The sequence below is a fragment of the Streptomyces sp. NPDC053431 genome, from assembly GCF_044544925.1.
In the GTDB taxonomy this organism is placed as follows: domain Bacteria; phylum Actinomycetota; class Actinomycetes; order Streptomycetales; family Streptomycetaceae; genus Streptomyces.
On sequence record NZ_JBITXX010000001.1, the window covers coordinates 1,203,690 to 1,221,647 of the forward strand.

Sequence of the window (17,958 nt, forward strand, 5' to 3'; positions counted from 1 at the left end):
GGCAACGTCTAGAGTGGCGTGGTACGCGCAAGTCTTCACCCCGTCTTCATCCGGGGAGCTTGCTGGGAAATTCTCTGTCAGGGGTGTGCGTGACGGCCGTCGAGTCCCGACCCGCAGGGGTCGTCTTGACTCCCAGCCCGGGGGGCCATCGGCCGTTCGGGGCCCGCGTCAAGGCATTCGTGGCGCTGACCAAGCCGCGGATCATCGAGCTGCTGCTCATCACGACCGTTCCGGTGATGTTCCTCGCCGAGCAGGGCGTGCCCGACCTGTGGCTGGTGCTCGCCACCTGCCTCGGCGGCTACCTGTCCGCGGGCGGTGCGAACGCGCTCAACATGTACATCGACCGCGACATCGACGCCCTGATGGACCGCACGTCCCAGCGTCCGCTGGTCACCGGCATGGTCTCGCCGCGCGAGGGCCTGGTCTTCGGCATCACCCTCGCGGTGGTCTCCACGCTCTGGTTCGGCCTGCTCGTCAACTGGCTCTCCGCCTGGCTGTCGCTCGGCGCGCTGCTCTTCTACGTCGTGGTCTACACGATGATCCTCAAGCGGCGCACCAGCCAGAACATCGTCTGGGGCGGCATCGCCGGCTGCATGCCGGTGCTCATCGGCTGGTCCGCGGTCACCGACTCGATGTCCTGGGCCGCCGTCATCCTCTTCCTCGTCATCTTCTTCTGGACGCCGCCGCACTACTGGCCGCTGTCGATGAAGGTGAAGGAGGACTACGCGCGCGTGGGCGTGCCCATGCTCCCGGTCCTCGCCTCCAACAAGGTCGTCGCCAAGCAGATCGTGCTCTACAGCTGGGTCATGGTGGCGGTCTCGCTGCTGCTCACCCCGCTGGGCTACACCGGCTGGTTCTACACCGCGGTGGCGCTGCTCACCGGCGGCTGGTGGCTCTGGGAGGCGCACGCGCTGCTGCACCGCGCCAAGGCGGAGGTGACGGGGGCGAAGCTCAAGGAGATGCGCCTCTTCCACTGGTCCATCACCTACGTCTCGCTGCTCTTCGTCGCGGTCGCGGTGGACCCCTTCCTCCGCTAGAGCGCAAAGACCCGGTCGACGGCCGGGGTGCGTGGCCCACGCCACGTGCCCCGGCCGTCGCCACGTGATCTACCCCCGAGTAGCATCCTTTCCATGGCAGACACGAAGCAGGCGGAGCGCAAGGCGGCCAAGCTGGCCAAGGAGATCAAGGCCTTCTCCGGGAAGCATGGCGGCGCCGAGGGCCAGCTCGCCCACATCGGTCAGGCGGGCACCCGCATCGTCCTCGTCGGCGAGGACGGCGGCTGGGGCGACCTGGTGGCCCCGACCTACGCGATCGCCCAGCAGGCCGCCGAGAAGGCCGGCCTCACGCTCCACGACGAGTTCGACGGCGAGTTCGCCGCCAAGGTCGTGACGGGCCCGTACGAGTGGACCCGGATGGCCGGTATCCAGCTCGGCGGCCCGGCGAACGCCTGACGCCACCGGGGCTCCGGAGGCAACAACCTCGCGCGGGGCTCACCCGTTAGGAGGGGTGGAAGCCCGTCCACACGTGGGAGCCCCCCGAATGATCGACACGCCGAGCCTGGTGGACCAGTACTGCCACGGGGTGCTCCGTACGGAGCTCGGCCTCGGCGGCTTCGAGACGCACCTCGCCCCGAGCGAGGCCCCGCCCGCCGCCGGCACCACCTTCTTCGACACCCAGACCGGCTTCGCCGTACGCCGCTGGTGTCCGCCGCTGCTCGGTCTCGAACCGCACTGCCCGCCCGCCCGCTACCTGGCGCGGCGCCGTGAACTCGGCGTCCTCGAAGCGGGCCGGCGCCTGCTGCGCGCCTCCGGCATCGCCACCTACCTCGTCGACACCGGGCCGCCCGGTGATCTGACCGGGCCCGCCGAGCTCGCCGCCACCGGCGGCGCCGCCGCGCACGAGATCGTCCGGCTCGAACCGCTCGCCCAGCGGGTCGCCGACACCACCTCCGGCACCGTCGCGGCCTTCCTCGCCCACCTCACCGAGGCCGTCCACGGGGCCGCCGCGGGCGCCGTGGCCTTCACCTCGGTGGCGGGGGCACGGGGCGGGCTCGCGGCCGTCCCCGAACCGCCGGGACCCGGCGAGGTGCGCGGCGCGGCGGGCCGCTGGCTGGCCCGGCGCGCGGCCGGCGGGGCGGTGGACGACCCGGTGCTCCTGCGCCATCTGCTGTGGGTCGCCGTCGGCACGGGCCGGCCGCTCCAGCTGCACGTGGGGGAGCGGGACCCGGGCACCCTGGCCGGCTTCGCCGCCGCCACCGGCGGCCTGGGCGCCGACCTGGTGCTGCTGCACGACCACCCGTACCACCGGCAGGCCGCCCGGCTCGCCGGGCACTTCCCGCACGTGTACGCGGACCTGGGCCCGGTCGTCGCCCGCACCGGGGCGAGGGCCGCGGCGGTGCTTGCGGAGTTCCTGGAGCTGGCCCCCTTCGGCAAGCTGCTCTTCTCCAGCGGCGCCCGCGGCCTGCCCGAGCTCCACGTGGTGGCCGCCAGCGTCTTCCGCGGGGCGCTCACCCGGGTCCTCGGCGAGTGGGTCGGCGACGGCTCCTGGTCCCGTACGGACGCGCAGCGGGTCGCCGACCTGATCGCGGCGGGAAACGCGCGGCGGGTCTACGGGCTCGGCTAGGCCCTTCCGCGGCCCTCGAACCACGGACCACGGACCACAGGCCCGCGGACTTCGGCCCGGGGCGCGCCGGGCCTCCGCTCACGCGGTCGCGAGCTCGGCGTCGGGCTGGGCCGGGATCTCCGCGGGGGTCACCGGGCGCTCGCGCAGGCTCAGCGCGAGGCGGAGCACCGCGATCCACAGCAGCGCGGAGCCGAGCATGTGCGCGGCGACCAGGAGCTCCGGCACACCGGTGAAGTACTGGATGTAGCCCAGTGCTCCTTGACAGAGCAGCACGAGCAGCAGGTCGCGGGCGCGGGCCCGGGTGTCGTCCGGGGCGTCCACCACGCGCAGGACCAGCCACATCGCGAGGGCCAGGGCGCAGACCACCCAGGCGCCGATCGCGTGGACGTGCGCGGCGTTCGTCCAGTCCCACGGCATGCGCGGCACGTCGCTGCTGTCGCCGGCGTGCTTGCCGGCGCCCGTCACCGTCGTGCCGAGCGCGATGAGCAGGGCCGAGACCCCGACGATCGCCCAGGACAGCTTGCGCACCGGACGCGGGACGCGCGGCTTGGGCGTGGTGTCGCCCTCGCCGGTGCGGTGCCAGGTGACGACGGCCACCGTGAGGAGCGCGTTCGCGGCGAGGAAGTGACCGGCCACGGTCCAGGGGTTGAGGCCCATCCAGACGGTGATGCCGCCGATGACGGCGTTGCTCATCACGATCCAGAACTGGGACCAGGCGAGCCGGGTCAGACCGCGGCGACGCGGCTTGACGGAGCGCGCGGCGATGATCGCCCAGCCCACGGCGGCCGACAGGACGTACGTCAGCATCCGGTTGCCGAACTCCACGAAGCCGTGGAAGCCCTGCTCGGCGGTGACGATGAGGCTGTCGTCCGTGCACTTGGGCCAGGTGTCGCAGCCGAGACCGGAGCCGGTCAGCCGGACCGCGCCACCGGTGACGATGATGACCACGCTCATCACGACGGCGGAGAGCGCGGCGCGCCGGAGCGTCCGAGGGGACGGGGTCCAGCGCCGGGCGAGGAAGGCGAGGGGGGTCTGCACGGTCGACATCGTAGGCGGGGCCCTTGTGCACGCTTTCACGAGGGGGTGCTTACGGGGCGAGTCACCCCGAAACGTCACCGGTCCGCTACTCCTCGCGTCACTCCCAGCGGAAGAACCTCGCTGCCGCGCCGAGGCCCAGCACGGCCCACACCGCGAGGATCAGCGCGTCGCCCCAGGGCAGCGCCGCGCCGTGCTGGAGCACGTCGCGCAGGCCGTCCGAGAGCGCCGAGATCGGCAGGAACGCGAGCACGTCACCCGCGGCGCCGAACTTCTCCAGCGGCACCATCACGCCGCCGCCCACCAGGAGCAGCAGGAAGACCAGGTTGGCCGCGGCCAGGGTCGCCTCCGCCTTCAGCGTGCCGGCCATCAGCAGGCCGAGCCCGGAGAAGGCGGCGGTGCCGAGCACCAGCAGCACGAACACCGAGAGCGGGTCGCCGTGCGGCGACCAGCCGAGCGCCAGGGCGATCACCGTGAGCAGCGCCACCTGGAGCACCTCGGTGACGAGCACCGCCAGCGTCTTGGCGGTCATCAGCGCCCAGCGCGGCAGCGGCGAGGCGGCGAGCCGCTTGAGCACCCCGTAGCGGCGCTCGAAGCCGGTGGCGATGGCCTGCCCGGTGAAGGCGGTGGACATCACGGCGAGCGCGAGGACGCCTGGCGTGAGGAAGTCGACGGCCTCGCCGGTGCCGGTGTCGACGATGTCGACCGTCGAGAACAGCACGAGCAGCAGGGAAGGAATGATCACCGTGAGGAGCAGCTGCTCGCCGTTGCGCAGCAGCATCCTGGTCTCCAGGGCGGCCTGCGCGGCGATCATCCGCCCGACCGGCGCGGCCCCCGGCTTCGGCGCGTACGTACCCGTGCTCATCCGCGCAGCTCCTTGCCGGTCAGTTCCAGGAAGACGTCTTCGAGGGTGTGGCGCTCGACGGAGATCCGGTCGGGCATCACGCCGTGCTGGGCGCACCAGCTGGTGACGGTGGCGAGCAGCTGGGGGCCGACCTGGCCGGTGATCCGGTACGTGCCGGGCAGCGGCTCGGCGGCGGAGCTGCCGTCGGGCAGGGCCTTGAGGAGCGAGCCGAGGTCGAGTCCGGGGCGCCCGGTGAAGCGCAGGGTGTTCTCGGCGCCGCCGCGGCACAGCTCCTCGGGGCTGCCCTGGGCGACGACCCGGCCGGCGTCGACGATGGCGACGTCGTCGGCGAGCTCCTCCGCCTCGTTCATGAAGTGGGTGGTCAGGACGACCGTGACCCCGTCGGCGCGCAGCTCGCGGACCAGGTCCCAGGTGGCGCGGCGGGCCTGCGGGTCGAGTCCGGCGGTGGGCTCGTCGAGGAACACCAGCTCGGGCCGGCCGACGACGGCCATGGCGAGTGAGAGGCGCTGCTGCTGGCCGCCGGAGAGGCGCCGGTAGGTGGTGCGGCCGCAGGAACCGAGGCCGAGGCGCTCGATCAGGGCGTCCACGTCCAGCGGGTGGGCGTGCAGCCTGGCCATGTGGCGGAGCATCTCGTCGGCGCGGGCGCCCGAGTAGACGCCGCCGGACTGCAGCATCACTCCGATCCGCGGGCGCAGGGCGGCGGCGTCGGCGACCGGGTCGAGGCCGAGGACGCGCACGGTGCCGGCGTCCGGCTTGCGGTAGCCCTCGCAGGTCTCGATCGTGGTCGTCTTGCCGGCCCCGTTGGGTCCGAGGACGGCGGTGACGGTGCCCTCGCGGACATCGAGGTCGAGGCCGTCGACGGCGGTCTTCGTTCCGTACCGCTTGACCAGGCCCCGGACCCGGACCACGGACTCGACGGACTCGTTTCGCATGCCGGGAAGTCTAAGGACCCGCCCGGGTCACCCGGTCGGCGGCCCCGGAGAGGGGCTGGATCCGGCCGGAGCGGGCATCCGTCCGATATGGCGGTGTTCGTCGGCACGTCCGGCTGGCAGTACCGGGACTGGCGGGGCGTGCTGTACCCGGACGGCGTACCCCAGCGCCGGTGGCTGGAGGAGTACGCGCGGAGCTTCGCCGTGGTCGAGAACAACAACGCCTTCTACCGCCTGCCGGAGCGGGCGACCTTCGCCGAGTGGCGGAGGCGCACGCCCGAGGGCTTCCTCATGGCGGTGAAGGCCAGCCGCTACCTCACCCACATCAAGCGCCTGAAGGACCCCGAGGAGCCGGTGCGGCGGCTGATGGGGCGTGCGGAGGGGCTGGGCGACCGGCTGGGTCCGGTGCTGCTGCAGCTGCCGCCGACGCTGCGGGCGGACGCCGGACTCCTGGACGCGGTGCTCGGCTGCTTCCCGGCGGGGGTGCGGGTGGCGGTCGAGCCGCGGCACGAGTCGTGGTGGACGGACGAGACCGAGGGGATCCTCTCCGGCCACGGCGCCGCGCTGTGCTGGGCGGACCGGGGCTCGCGTCCGGTGGCCCCGCTGTGGCGGACGGCGGACTGGGGCTATCTGCGGCTGCACGAGGGCCGGGCGCGGCCCTTCCCGGCGTACGGGCGGCAGGCGCTGCGGACCTGGGCGGACCGGCTCGCGGAGACCTGGCCGGCGCGCGCGGACGTCTTCGTGTTCTTCAACAACGATCCCGGCGGCGCCGCGGTCCGCAACGCGGAAACTTTTCTCCGTGCCGTGGAAGAGACGGGGCGGACCCCCAGGGTGCCGGCGGACCGCCCCGAGCGGCCGGAAAGCGCTGGTCAGGGCCGTTGGCATTCGTCCTACGAATGATCGTTTCCGCAGGTCAGGTAAGCCTTACCTGCGTGACGTACCGCACCGTCGTCCGCGGGGACCTCGCTTGTCAGTCCCTGATTAATTACGCAACAATGGCGTTGTGAAAAACGTCGGTGAGGCTCCCACGGAGGAACTCGCGACCGGTGAGCGATCCACGCGCAACCGGGTCGCGCGCTCCATCCTGGACCACGGGCCCTCGACCGTCGCCGACCTGGCCCAGCGGCTCGGCCTCACCCAGGCCGCCGTCCGCCGCCACCTCGACTCGCTGGTCACCGACAACGTGGTGGAAGCGCGCGAGAAGCGGGTCTACGGAGCCCGCACCCGGGGCCGCCCGGCGAAGGTCTTCGCGCTCACCGACTGCGGCAGGGACGCCTTCGACCAGTCGTACGACACGCTGGCGGTCGAGGCGCTGCGCTGGATCGAGCGGAACGCCGGCGGAGAGGCGGCCGTCGCCGCCTTCGCCCGCGACCGGATCGAGGCCCAGGCCGAGGCCTACCGCGCGGCCGTCGAGTCCGCCGACCCGGACCAGCGCACCGAGGCTCTGGCCAAGGCGCTGACCGCCGACGGGTACGCTGCCACTGCGCGCAACGCGCCGGTCGGCGAGCAGCTCTGCCAGCACCACTGCCCGGTCGCCCACGTCGCCGAGCAGTACCCGCAGCTGTGCGAGGCGGAGACGGAGATCTTCTCCCGCCTCCTCGGGACCCACGTCCAGCGCCTGGCCACCATCGCGCATGGTGACGGCGTCTGCACGACGTTCATCCCGCACGGCGCCCCACAGACCACTCCATCCACAGCATCTGCAAGCACGGCCGGGAGGAACCCCGCATGACCACCGAGATCAGCCACCCCGAGCTCGAGGGCCTGGGTCGGTACGAGTACGGCTGGGCCGACTCGGACGCGGCGGGTGCCACCGCCAAGCGAGGACTCTCCGAGGACGTCGTCCGCGACATCTCCTCGAAGAAGAACGAGCCCGAGTGGATGCTGAAGCTGCGGCTCAAGGGTCTGCGGCTCTTCGACAAGAAGCCCATGCCGACCTGGGGCTCCGACCTGTCGGGCATCGACTTCGACAACATCAAGTACTTCGTGCGGTCCACCGAGAAGCAGGCCGAGTCCTGGGAGGACCTGCCGGAGGACATCAAGAACACGTACGACAAGCTCGGCATCCCGGAGGCGGAGAAGCAGCGCCTCGTCGCCGGTGTCGCCGCCCAGTACGAGTCCGAGGTCGTCTACCACCAGATCCGCGAGGACCTGGAGGAGCAGGGCGTCATCTTCGTCGACACCGACACCGCGCTGAAGGAGCACGAGGAGCTCTTCAAGGAGTACTTCGGCACCGTCATCCCGGTCGGCGACAACAAGTTCGCCTCCCTGAACACGGCCGTGTGGTCCGGCGGATCGTTCATCTACGTGCCGAAGGGCGTGCACGTCGAGATCCCGCTGCAGGCCTACTTCCGTATCAACACGGAGAACATGGGCCAGTTCGAGCGGACGCTGATCATCGTCGACGAGGACGCCTACGTCCACTACGTCGAGGGCTGCACCGCCCCGATCTACTCGTCCGACTCCCTGCACTCCGCGGTCGTCGAGATCATCGTGAAGAAGGGCGGCCGCTGCCGCTACACGACGATCCAGAACTGGTCGAACAACGTCTACAACCTGGTGACCAAGCGCGCCGTCGCCTACGAGGGCGCCACCATGGAGTGGGTCGACGGCAACATCGGCTCCAAGGTCACCATGAAGTACCCGGCCGTCTACCTGATGGGCGAGCACGCCAAGGGTGAGACCCTCTCCATCGCCTTCGCGGGCGAGGGCCAGCACCAGGACGCCGGCGCCAAGATGGTCCACATGGCCCCGAACACCTCCTCCAACATCGTCTCCAAGTCGGTGGCGCGAGGCGGCGGCCGCACCTCCTACCGCGGTCTGATCGAGATCGGCGAGGGCGCCCCGGGCGCCAAGTCGAACGTGCTCTGCGACGCCCTGCTCGTCGACACGATCTCCCGCTCGGACACGTACCCCTACGTGGACGTCCGCGAGGACGACGTCTCCATGGGCCACGAGGCCACCGTCTCCAAGGTCTCCGAGGACCAGCTCTTCTACCTGATGAGCCGCGGCCTCACGGAGTTCGAGGCGATGGCCATGATCGTCCGCGGCTTCGTCGAGCCCATCGCGAAGGAGCTGCCGATGGAGTACGCGCTGGAGCTGAACCGGCTGATCGAGCTGCAGATGGAAGGCGCGGTCGGCTAAGGCCTCAGGCCTCGCCCCGCCCCACCCGTACCGCAGCACTGATTTCTTTTTGACGCAGGAAGAGAGCAACACGACAGCCATGGCTGAGGCTCAGAACATCCCGGCGGGCTCCACCACCGCCGGCTCGATCGCGGTGGCCGCCGAGTCCACCGTCGCCACGCGCATGAGTGCCCCGCCGTCCTTCGACGTCGCGGACTTCCCGGTCCCGCACGGCCGCGAGGAGGAGTGGCGCTTCACCCCGCTGGAGCGGCTCCGCGGCCTGCACGACGGCACCGCCGTCGCGACCGGCGAGGGCGTCCGCGTCGAGGTCGAGGCCCCCGAGGGCGTCACCGTGGAGACGGTGGGCCGTGACGACGCGCGACTCGGCAAGGCCGGCACGCCGGTCGACCGGGTCGCCGCCCAGGCGTACACCTCGTTCGAGAAGGCCTCGGTCGTCACCGTCGCCAAGGAGGCCGTGCTCACCGAGCCGATCCGCATCGCCGTGCACGGCGAGGGCGGCGTCGCCTTCGGCCACCAGGTCATCGAGCTCGGTGCCTTCGCCGAGGCCGTCGTCGTCATCGACCACACCGGTGACGCGGTGCTCGCCGCCAACGTCGACTACGTGCTCGGCGACGGCGCCAAGCTCACCGTCGTCTCCGTCCAGGACTGGGACGAGAAGGCCGTCCACGTCGCCCAGCACAACGCGCTGGTCGGCCGCGACGCCTCCTTCAAGTCGGTCGTCGTGACCTTCGGCGGCGACGTGGTCCGCATCCACCCGCGGGTCACCTACGCCGCCCCCGGCGGCGAGGCCGAGCTCTTCGGCCTGTACTTCACCGACGCCGGCCAGCACCAGGAGCACCGCCTCCTGGTCACCCACAACGTCCCGCACTGCAAGTCCAACGTGGCCTACAAGGGCGCGCTGCAGGGCCAGGACGCGCACGCCGTGTGGATCGGCGACGTCCTCATCGAGGCCAAGGCCGAGGGCACCGACACCTACGAGCTCAACCGGAACCTGGTCCTCACCGACGGCGCCCGGGTCGACTCCGTGCCGAACCTGGAGATCGAGACCGGCGAGATCGCCGGCGCCGGCCACGCCTCCGCCACCGGCCGCTTCGACGACGAGCAGCTCTTCTACCTGATGTCCCGCGGTATCCCGGAGACCGAGGCCCGCCGCCTCGTCGTCCGCGGCTTCTTCGCCGAGCTGGTCCAGCAGATCGGTCTGCCGGACGTCCAGGAGCGTCTCATCGCGAAGATCGAGGCGGAGCTGGAGGCGTCCGTCTGATGGCCTTCGTCCGCGCCTGTGCGCTGAGCGAGCTGGAGGAGGACACCCCGAAGCGGGTGGAACTCGACGGCACGCCGGTGTCCCTCGTCCACACCGAGGGCGAGGTGTACGCGATCCACGACATCTGCTCGCACGCGAACGTCTCCCTCTCGGAGGGCGAGGTGGAGGACTGCCAGATCGAGTGCTGGCTGCACGGCTCCGCGTTCGACCTCCGCACCGGCAAGCCGTCCGGCCTTCCCGCGACGCGCCCCGTCCCCGTATACCCCGTAAAGATCGAAGGGGACGATGTGCTCGTCTCCGTCACCCAGGAGTCCTGAGTCACCCATGGCAACGCTTGAAATCCACGACCTGCACGTCTCCGTCGAGGCCGAGAACGGTCCGCGTGAGATCCTCAAGGGTGTCGACCTGACCATCAAGCAGGGCGAGACCCACGCCGTCATGGGCCCGAACGGCTCCGGCAAGTCGACCCTGGCGTACTCGCTGGCCGGCCACCCGAAGTACACGGTCACCGGCGGCACCGTCACCCTCGACGGCGAGGACGTCCTGGAGATGTCGGTCGACGAGCGCGCCCGCGCCGGCGTCTTCCTGGCCATGCAGTACCCGGTCGAGGTCCCGGGCGTCTCGGTCTCCAACTTCCTGCGCACCTCCGCCACCGCCGTCCGCGGCGAGGCGCCCAAGCTGCGCACCTGGGTGAAGGAGGTCAAGGAGGCCATGGAGCAGCTCCAGATGGACCCCGCCTTCGCCGAGCGCAACGTCAACGAGGGCTTCTCCGGCGGTGAGAAGAAGCGCCACGAGATCCTCCAGCTCGAGCTGCTCAAGCCGAAGATCGCCATCCTCGACGAGACCGACTCCGGCCTCGACGTCGACGCGCTCCGCATCGTCTCCGAGGGCGTCAACCGCGTCCGCGAGACCGGCGAGGTCGGCACCCTGCTGATCACCCACTACACGCGGATCCTCCGCTACATCAAGCCCGACTTCGTGCACGTCTTCGCGAACGGCCGCATCGTCGAGTCCGGCGGCGCCGAGCTCGCCGACCAGCTGGAGAACGAGGGCTACGACAAGTACGTGAAGGGTGGCGCATCCGCGTGACTTCCGCCCATCAGGGGCTGACCGGCCTCCTCGACACCGAGGCGATCCGCAAGGACTTCCCGCTCCTGGATCGTCTGGTCCACGACGACAAGAAGATCGTCTACCTGGACTCCGCGGCCACCTCGCAGAAGCCGCGCCAGGTCCTCGACGCTCTCAACGCGTACTACGAGCGGCACAACGCCAACGTCCACCGCGGCGTGTACACGGTCGCCGAGGAGGCCACCGCGCTGTACGAGGGCGCCCGCGACAAGGTCGCCGCCTTCATCAACGCGCCGAGCCGCGACGAGGTGATCTTCACGAAGAACGCCTCCGAGTCGCTCAACCTCGTGGCCAACATGCTGGGCTGGGCCGACGAGCCCTACCGCGTGGACCACGAGACCGAGATCGTCATCACGGAGATGGAGCACCACTCCAACATCGTGCCGTGGCAGCTGCTCGCGCAGCGCACGGGCGCGAAGCTGAAGTGGTTCGGCCTCACCGACGACGGCCGCCTCGACCTGTCGAACATCGACGAGCTGATCACCGAGAAGACCAAGGTGGTGTCCTTCACCCTGGTCTCCAACCTGCTCGGCACGATCAACCCGGTCGAGACGATCGTCCGGCGTGCCCAGGAGGTCGGCGCCCTCGTCTGCATCGACGCCTCCCAGGCCGCGCCGCACATGGTGCTCGACGTGCAGGCGCTGCAGGCCGACTTCGTGGCCTTCACCGGCCACAAGATGTGCGCCCCGACCGGCATCGGCGTGCTGTGGGGACGGCAGGAGCTCCTGGAGGACCTGCCGCCGTTCCTCGGTGGCGGCGAGATGATCGAGACCGTCTCGATGCACTCCTCCACCTACGCGCCGGCCCCGCACAAGTTCGAGGCGGGTACGCCCCCGATCGCCCAGGCCGTCGGCCTCGGCGCGGCCGTGGACTACCTCTCGGCGATCGGCATGGAGAACATCGCGCGCCACGAGCACGCGATCACCGAGTACGCCGTCCAGCGCCTCCAGGAGGTGCCGGACCTGCGGATCATCGGCCCCACCACGGCCGAGGACCGCGGCGCGGCGATCTCCTTCACGCTCGGAGACATCCACCCGCACGATGTGGGGCAGGTGCTGGACGAGCAGGGCATCGCGGTCCGGGTCGGGCACCACTGCGCGCGCCCGGTCTGCCTGCGGTACGGAATTCCCGCGACGACGCGAGCGTCGTTCTATCTGTACTCCACTCCGGCCGAGGTGGACGCCCTGGTCGCGGGTCTGGAGCACGTCCGCAATTTCTTCGGTTAGGAGCGACGTGAAGCTGGATTCGATGTACCAGGACGTCATCCTGGACCACTACAAGCACCCGCACGGCCGGGGCTTGCGGGACGGCGACGCCGAGGTGCACCACGTCAACCCCACCTGCGGCGACGAGATCACCCTCCGGGTGAAGTACGAGGGCGATCGCATCGCGGACGTGTCGTACGAGGGCCAGGGCTGTTCCATCAGCCAGGCCTCGGCCTCCGTGCTCAACGAGCTGCTGGTCGGCAAGGAGCTGGCCGAGGCGCAGAAGATCCAGGGCACGTTCCTGGAGCTGATGCAGTCCAAGGGCCAGATCGAGCCGGACGACGCGATGGAGGAGATCCTGGAGGACGCGGTCGCGTTCGCCGGTGTCTCGAAGTACCCGGCCCGGGTGAAGTGCGCGCTGCTCAGCTGGATGGCGTGGAAGGACGCGACGGCCCAGGCGCTGGGCTCCGACGCGGAGAGGAAGTCGGCATGACCGAGAACGCCGAGGCCACGATGAAGCCGGCCTCCGAAGAAGAGATCCGCGAGGCGCTGTACGACGTCGTCGACCCCGAGCTGGGCATCGACGTCGTCAACCTCGGCCTGATCTACGGCATCCACATCGACGACTCCAATGTCGCGACGCTGGACATGACCCTGACGTCGGCGGCCTGTCCGCTGACCGACGTGATCGAGGACCAGGCGAAGGCCGCCACCGACGGCATCGTCAACGAGCTCAAGATCAACTGGGTCTGGATGCCGCCGTGGGGTCCGGACAAGATCACGGACGACGGCCGCGAGCAGCTGCGCGCGCTCGGCTTCAACGTCTGATTCCGCTCGTGCGGTACGAGGCCCCCGGTGCCCGCCGGGGGCCTCGTCGCGTTCGCGGGCGGTCGTGACGGTCGTGACGGTCGTGATGGCAGACTGGCCGCCATGGCCGTTCGCATGTACCACCTCGCCGTCGACTGTCATGACCTGCCCGCACAGGCCCGGTTCTGGGCTCAGGTGCTGGACTGGCGGATTCTCTTCGAGGCGGAGAACGAGATCGTCATCGGCGCCGACGAGCATGCGCTGCCGGGCATGTGCTTCCTTCCCGTGCCCGAGCGGAAGAGCGGCAAGAACCGCCTGCACATCGACCTGACGCCCGACGACCAGGACGCCGAGGTGGCGCGGATCGTCGGGCTCGGGGCGCGGCGGGTGGACGTCGGTCAGGACGAGGACGCGACCTGGGTGGTCCTCGCCGATCCGGAGGGCAACGAGTTCTGCGTGCTCCGGCCCAAGGCGACGCTCATCGACTGACGGGCGGTTCCGCCGCCGCCGTCCGGGCCAGGACCGGGGCCAGGTTCTCCTTGCGGATGCGCTGGTCGACGTAGAGCAGGGCGGAGACGAGCGGCGGGAACGGGGCCGCGACCGCCTGGACGAGGACCTGGGCGACCACCAGGGCCACGAACAGGCCGCCGAGGGCGCCGAAGACCGCGCCGGGGGTGGCGTCCGGGCCGAACTCGAGGCCGCCCATGGAGACCGACCCCACCTGGCCGACGACCTGCTGCATCACGCTGCCGGCGACGCCCACGATCAGGCCCGCGCCCAGCGTGCAGCCGAAGACCCGCCACCAGGAGCCCTTGACGAGGGCGGCGGAGCGGCGCAGGGAGGCCACCGCGCCCTGGCCCTCGATCACGGCCACGGCCGGGGCGAGGCTGAACCTGGTCCAGAGCCACAGCGCCAGCGGGATGAGCGCGAGGGCGCCGAGGAAGAGGAGGACGCCCACCATCGCGAAGCCGGCGCCGTCGTTCGAGCGGCCCCCCTCGGAGGCGGCGATGCCCGTGATGATGCCGACCATCATCAGGGTGAAGCCGACCAGGAAGAGCAGGACCGGCAGGAGCGTGGCCAGCGTCGCCAGGAACACCGAGCCGATGACCGCGCCGAGCCGGGACCAGGCACGGCTCCAGGCGGTGCCGAAGGAGATCGGGCGGCCGAGCACCGCCTCCTGGACCACGGCCGGGACGGCCGCGGAGACCAGTCCGCCGCAGACGACGTAGGCGGCCATGCCGAGCAGCCAGACGCCGACGAAGGCCCCGATCAGCGGCTGGATGTCGGCGAACTCCGGGTCCTGGCCGGCGGGCAGGTCGCTCAGCCGCCGGATGTCGTCGCCGACGGCGGACCAGGCGACCAGGAGCGCCGTTCCGACAAGCACGGCGACGGCGGTGTAGGCGGTCGCGGCGACGCCGAGCAGCGGCTTCCAGTAGCGCCGGTAGGTGGTGAAGGCGCCGGTGAGGATGTCACTGAAGTTCAGCGGCGCCAGCGGTATCACGCCCGGTCTCGGCGGCGGTGGCGGGGGAGCGTAGCCGTATCCGTACGGCCCCGGAGGGTATGTCATGCGCACACCGTATCCGGAGCGGTTGTGTACGGCCGTACACAGGCGTGCGTACACTCGTACACATGGGATACGGACTGCTCGCGGGGGCCATAGCGGCCGAGATCGTCGCCACCACCTCCATGAAGTACAGCGAGGGCTTCTCCCGCCTCGGACCCTCCCTGATCACCGGTGCCGGCTACCTCCTCGCCTTCGCCCTGCTCGCCCGGGCACTCAGGACCCTCCAGGTCGGCACCGCCTACGCGATCTGGTCCGGGGTCGGCACCGCCGCCGTCGCCGCCATCGGCGCCCTCTTCCTGGGCGAGTCCATGAACCCCGCCAAGATCGCCGGCATCGTCCTGATCATCGCCGGGGTCGCCGTCCTCAACCTCGGCGGCGCGCACTGATGGCCCGGCCCCGGCGCCACGACCCCGACCGGCGCGAGCGGATCGTCGACGCCGCCCTCCGGGTCGTCGGACGGGACGGGATCGCCGGGCTCAGCCACCGCACGGTGGCCGCCGAGGCCGACGTGCCGCTCGGCTCCACCACGTACCACTTCGCCTCCCTCGACGAACTCCTCGTCGCCGCCCTGCGCCGCGCCAACGCGACCTTCGGACGGACGCTGCGCGACAGCCCCGAGCTCGCCGACCCCGACACCGACCTCGCCACCGCCCTCGCCCGGATCATGGGCCGCTGGCTCGGCGGGGACCGCCGCGAGGCGGAGCTCGCGTACGAGCTGTATCTCGCCGCCCTGCGCCGTCCCGCCCTGCGCCCGGTCGCCGACGAGTGGGTCGACGAGGTCCGCACGGCCCTCGCCGGCCGCACCGACCCCGCCACCGCCCGCGGGCTCGTCGCGATGACGGACGGTCTCTCCCTCATGTACCTGCTCGGCGGACACGGCTACGAGGAGGAGTACGCGCGCTCCATGCTGGCGCGGGTGCTCGACGAAGGCTCCGAACCGCCGGCCGTCCCCTTGGCGGAACCGCCGACGGCGCCGACCGACACCTGAGACCGGTTGGCCCGCGCGGGGGCCCGACCGTTAGGTTTTCCGTCATGACCACTGCTCCTCGCACCACCGGCGCCGTCGCCGCCGGCCTCGCCACCATCGCCGGCGACGGCACCGTTCTCGACACCTGGTTCCCCGCCCCCGAGCTGACCGACGCCCCCGGCCCCGCCGGCACCGAGCGTCTCGGCGTCGACGAGGCCGTCAACGCCCTCGGCGAGGGCGCCGCCAAGGCCCTCGGCGTCGACGCCCGCCGCGGTGTCGAGGTGGTCGCCGTCCGTACCGTCATCGCCTCGCTCGACGACAAGCCGCTCGACGCCCACGACGCCTACCTGCGGCTGCACCTGCTCAGCCACCGCCTGGTCAAGCCGCACGGCCAGAGCCTCGACGGCGTCTTCGGCCTGCTGGCCAACGTGGCCTGGACCTCGCTCGGCCCGGTCGCCGTCGACGACATCGAGAAGGTGCGGCTCAACGCCCGCGCCGAGGGCCTGCACCTCCAGGTCACCTCGATCGACAAGTTCCCCCGCATGACCGACTACGTCGTGCCCGCCGGCGTCCGCATCGCCGACGCCGACCGGGTCCGCCTCGGCGCCCACCTCGCCGCCGGCACCACCGTCATGCACGAGGGCTTCGTCAACTTCAACGCGGGCACCCTCGGCACCTCGATGGTCGAGGGCCGCATCTCCGCCGGCGTCGTCGTCGGCGACGGCTCCGACATCGGCGGCGGCGCCTCCACCATGGGCACCCTCTCCGGCGGCGGCAACGTCATCATCTCCATCGGCGAGCGCTGCCTGATCGGCGCCGAGGCGGGCGTCGGCATCGCCCTCGGCGACGAGTGCGTCGTCGAGGCCGGCCTCTACGTCACCGCCGGCACCCGGGTCACCATGCCCGACGGCCAGGTCGTCAAGGCCCGCGAGCTCTCCGGCGCCTCGAACATCCTCTTCCGCCGCAACTCGGTCACCGGCGCCGTCGAGGCCCGCCCGAACAACGCGGTCTGGGGCGGTCTCAACGAGATCCTGCACAGCCACAACTGAGCCCGTGCGCCGCCGGACGGCCCGCCGCCCCGTAAAGGGACGGCGGGCCGTCCCGCGTCTCTGGCATGATCGCCCCTGCGCGACAGGAGGTCATCCAGAAGGAACAGCACATGAGTGAACAGCGTGTCGCCCTCGTCACCGGCTCCTCCTCCGGCATCGGGGCCGCCGTCGCGCGCCGCCTCACGGCCGCCGGCTTCCGGGTCGTCGTCAACTCCGCCCGCTCCGTCGCCGCCGGCGAGAAGCTCGCCGCGGAACTGCCCGGCGCCCACTACCTCCAGGCCGACGTCTCCGACGAGGCACAGGCCGCCCGCCTCGTCGAGCGGACGGTCGAGCACTTCGGCCGCCTCGACCTCCTCGTCAACAGCGCCGGCACCACCCGCTTCATCCCGCACGACGACTTCGCGGCCGCCTCGCCCGACGTGTGGCGGCTCCTCTACGACGTCAACGTCATCGGCGTCTGGCAGACGGTCACCGCCGCCGTCCCGCATCTGCGCGAGACCCGCGGCGCCGTCGTGAACATCTCCTCGCAGGCCGGCGTCCGGCCCGGCGGCAGCTCCATCCCGTACGCCGTGACCAAGGCGGCGGTCAACCACATGACCAAGCTGCTCGCCAAGACCCTCGGGCCCGACGTGCGGGTCAACGCCGTCGCGCCGGGACTCGTCGACACCCCGTGGTTCGACGGCGTCGAGGGCGCCGACGCCGCCAAGGAGCACGTGGCCTCGGTCGTGCCGCTGCGCCGGGTGGGCCGCCCGGAGGACATCGCCGAGGCAGTCCACGACCTGGCGAACGCCTCGTACATCACGGGCGAGGTGCTGCTCGTGGACGGCGGCGGGCACCTGCTGGGCTGACCCCCTAGAGGGCGTGTCCGGGACGTCCCGCCTGGCTCGCGACGCCCGGCACTCCCTGGAGGGCGAGCTTGAAGCCGTCGTGGCTGCGGGCGAAGCCCAGGGAGGCGTAGAAGCGGTGGGCGTCCGTCCGGGACTTGTCGCTGGTCAGCTGGACGAGCGCGCAGCCGCGGGCGCGGGCCCGGTCGATCGCCCGGGCCATCAGGGTGCGGCCGAGCCCGCCGCCGCGCCGGTCGGCCCTGATCCGGACCGCCTCGATCAGGGCCCGCTCGGCGCCGCCCTTGCCGAGGCCGGGGATGTACGTGGCCTGGAGGCAGCCGACGACCGGCTCCCCGGCCGTGTCGTCGACGAGGACCAGCACCTCGTTGCGCGCGTCGGCCTCGATGTCCGCGAAGGCCCGCTCGTAGGCGGGGGTCACGGTCACCGAGGCCGGGTCGACCACGCGCTCCTCGTCGGCGAGGAGCGCGAGGACGGCGGGCAGGTCGGCGCGGGTGGCGGGACGCAGGATCACGGCCGCAGTCTCGCACACCCGTGCGC

The 17,958-nt window shown here is 71.4% G+C and carries 22 protein-coding genes; 17 read left to right on the top strand and 5 right to left on the bottom strand.

Annotated elements, in window-relative coordinates:
* Positions 1-83: 83 nt before the first annotated feature.
* The 3 genes from ACIGXE_RS05320 (at position 84) to ACIGXE_RS05330 (ending at position 2,622) form a co-directional block, all read left to right on the top strand.
* Positions 84-1,037, top strand: a complete 954-nt coding sequence (locus ACIGXE_RS05320; RefSeq protein ID WP_399743284.1) for a heme o synthase — start codon at positions 84-86, stop codon at positions 1,035-1,037.
* Positions 1,038-1,130: 93 nt separating this feature from the next.
* A complete protein-coding gene (locus ACIGXE_RS05325; RefSeq protein ID WP_399743287.1) occupies positions 1,131-1,451 on the top strand; it encodes a hypothetical protein in 321 nt (106 codons plus the stop codon).
* 88 nt (positions 1,452-1,539) lie between these two features.
* Positions 1,540-2,622, top strand: coding sequence for an amidohydrolase (locus ACIGXE_RS05330; RefSeq protein WP_399743290.1), 1,083 nt, complete (start codon positions 1,540-1,542; stop codon positions 2,620-2,622).
* 78 nt (positions 2,623-2,700) lie between these two features.
* Here the strand turns inward: ACIGXE_RS05330 and ACIGXE_RS05335 are convergent, their stop codons facing one another.
* From ACIGXE_RS05335 to ACIGXE_RS05345, 3 genes are all read right to left on the bottom strand, one after another.
* Entirely contained in the window at positions 2,701-3,669 is a 969-nt protein-coding gene (locus ACIGXE_RS05335; RefSeq protein ID WP_399743293.1) for a heme A synthase, read from the bottom strand.
* Between the two features lie 88 nt (positions 3,670-3,757).
* The gene (locus ACIGXE_RS05340) at positions 3,758-4,522 is read right to left on the bottom strand and encodes an ABC transporter permease (protein ID WP_399743296.1); all 765 of its coding nucleotides are present in this window, start codon (positions 4,520-4,522) and stop codon (positions 3,758-3,760) included.
* Positions 4,519-5,454: an ABC transporter ATP-binding protein gene (locus ACIGXE_RS05345; protein ID WP_399743299.1), complete on the bottom strand. Its 936-nt coding sequence runs from the start codon at positions 5,452-5,454 to the stop codon at positions 4,519-4,521. Before ACIGXE_RS05345 ends, ACIGXE_RS05340 begins: the two co-directional genes overlap by 4 nt.
* Positions 5,455-5,541: 87 nt before the next feature.
* On the opposite strand from ACIGXE_RS05345, the gene ACIGXE_RS05350 reads away from it, so the two are divergent.
* The 10 genes from ACIGXE_RS05350 (at position 5,542) to ACIGXE_RS05395 (ending at position 13,485) form a co-directional block, all read left to right on the top strand.
* On the top strand, positions 5,542-6,351 hold the full coding sequence (locus ACIGXE_RS05350) for a DUF72 domain-containing protein (RefSeq protein WP_399743302.1): 810 nt from the start codon (positions 5,542-5,544) through the stop codon (positions 6,349-6,351).
* Between the two features lie 103 nt (positions 6,352-6,454).
* Entirely contained in the window at positions 6,455-7,183 is a 729-nt protein-coding gene (locus ACIGXE_RS05355; protein WP_399743305.1) for a helix-turn-helix transcriptional regulator, read from the top strand.
* The gene (gene sufB, locus ACIGXE_RS05360; RefSeq protein ID WP_391105301.1) at positions 7,180-8,595 is read left to right on the top strand and encodes a Fe-S cluster assembly protein SufB; all 1,416 of its coding nucleotides are present in this window, start codon (positions 7,180-7,182) and stop codon (positions 8,593-8,595) included. Before ACIGXE_RS05355 ends, sufB begins: the two co-directional genes overlap by 4 nt.
* A 79-nt stretch (positions 8,596-8,674) precedes the next feature.
* On the top strand, positions 8,675-9,856 hold the full coding sequence (sufD, locus tag ACIGXE_RS05365; protein WP_399743309.1) for a Fe-S cluster assembly protein SufD: 1,182 nt from the start codon (positions 8,675-8,677) through the stop codon (positions 9,854-9,856).
* Complete coding sequence (locus tag ACIGXE_RS05370; RefSeq protein WP_361164472.1) at positions 9,856-10,173, top strand: bifunctional 3-phenylpropionate/cinnamic acid dioxygenase ferredoxin subunit; 318 nt, start codon at positions 9,856-9,858, stop codon at positions 10,171-10,173. The genes sufD and ACIGXE_RS05370 overlap by 1 nt, the downstream gene beginning before the upstream one ends.
* Before the next feature lie 7 nt (positions 10,174-10,180).
* The gene (sufC, locus tag ACIGXE_RS05375; RefSeq protein WP_391105307.1) at positions 10,181-10,945 is read left to right on the top strand and encodes a Fe-S cluster assembly ATPase SufC; all 765 of its coding nucleotides are present in this window, start codon (positions 10,181-10,183) and stop codon (positions 10,943-10,945) included.
* Positions 10,942-12,210 carry a cysteine desulfurase gene (locus tag ACIGXE_RS05380; protein ID WP_399743314.1) on the top strand — a complete coding sequence of 423 codons (1,269 nt, stop codon included), beginning with the start codon at positions 10,942-10,944 and terminating at the stop codon, positions 12,208-12,210. The genes sufC and ACIGXE_RS05380 overlap by 4 nt, the downstream gene beginning before the upstream one ends.
* Before the next feature lie 7 nt (positions 12,211-12,217).
* Positions 12,218-12,682, top strand: a complete 465-nt coding sequence (gene sufU, locus ACIGXE_RS05385) for a Fe-S cluster assembly sulfur transfer protein SufU (RefSeq protein ID WP_399743317.1) — start codon at positions 12,218-12,220, stop codon at positions 12,680-12,682.
* Positions 12,679-13,017, top strand: coding sequence for a metal-sulfur cluster assembly factor (locus ACIGXE_RS05390; protein ID WP_384413075.1), 339 nt, complete (start codon positions 12,679-12,681; stop codon positions 13,015-13,017). Before sufU ends, ACIGXE_RS05390 begins: the two co-directional genes overlap by 4 nt.
* 102 nt (positions 13,018-13,119) lie before the next feature.
* Positions 13,120-13,485: a VOC family protein gene (locus ACIGXE_RS05395; protein WP_399743320.1), complete on the top strand. Its 366-nt coding sequence runs from the start codon at positions 13,120-13,122 to the stop codon at positions 13,483-13,485.
* Here ACIGXE_RS05395 and ACIGXE_RS05400 read toward each other — a convergent pair.
* Entirely contained in the window at positions 13,475-14,563 is a 1,089-nt protein-coding gene (locus tag ACIGXE_RS05400; protein WP_399743323.1) for an oxidoreductase, read from the bottom strand. The genes ACIGXE_RS05395 and ACIGXE_RS05400 overlap by 11 nt on opposite strands.
* Before the next feature lie 62 nt (positions 14,564-14,625).
* Between ACIGXE_RS05400 and ACIGXE_RS05405 the strand changes: the two genes are divergently transcribed.
* The 4 genes from ACIGXE_RS05405 to ACIGXE_RS05420 all read left to right on the top strand — a co-directional run bounded on the left by ACIGXE_RS05405 (position 14,626) and on the right by ACIGXE_RS05420 (position 17,424).
* A complete protein-coding gene (locus ACIGXE_RS05405) occupies positions 14,626-14,946 on the top strand; it encodes a DMT family transporter (RefSeq protein WP_399743326.1) in 321 nt (106 codons plus the stop codon).
* Entirely contained in the window at positions 14,946-15,548 is a 603-nt protein-coding gene (locus tag ACIGXE_RS05410; RefSeq protein ID WP_399743329.1) for a TetR/AcrR family transcriptional regulator, read from the top strand. Before ACIGXE_RS05405 ends, ACIGXE_RS05410 begins: the two co-directional genes overlap by 1 nt.
* Positions 15,549-15,592: 44 nt before the next feature.
* Positions 15,593-16,576 carry a 2,3,4,5-tetrahydropyridine-2,6-dicarboxylate N-succinyltransferase gene (gene dapD / locus ACIGXE_RS05415; RefSeq protein ID WP_399743332.1) on the top strand — a complete coding sequence of 328 codons (984 nt, stop codon included), beginning with the start codon at positions 15,593-15,595 and terminating at the stop codon, positions 16,574-16,576.
* Between the two features lie 110 nt (positions 16,577-16,686).
* Positions 16,687-17,424, top strand: coding sequence for an SDR family NAD(P)-dependent oxidoreductase (locus ACIGXE_RS05420; protein ID WP_399743335.1), 738 nt, complete (start codon positions 16,687-16,689; stop codon positions 17,422-17,424).
* A gap of 4 nt (positions 17,425-17,428) precedes the next feature.
* Here the strand turns inward: ACIGXE_RS05420 and ACIGXE_RS05425 are convergent, their stop codons facing one another.
* The gene (locus ACIGXE_RS05425; RefSeq protein WP_399743338.1) at positions 17,429-17,932 is read right to left on the bottom strand and encodes a GNAT family N-acetyltransferase; all 504 of its coding nucleotides are present in this window, start codon (positions 17,930-17,932) and stop codon (positions 17,429-17,431) included.
* Positions 17,933-17,958 lie beyond the last annotated feature (26 nt).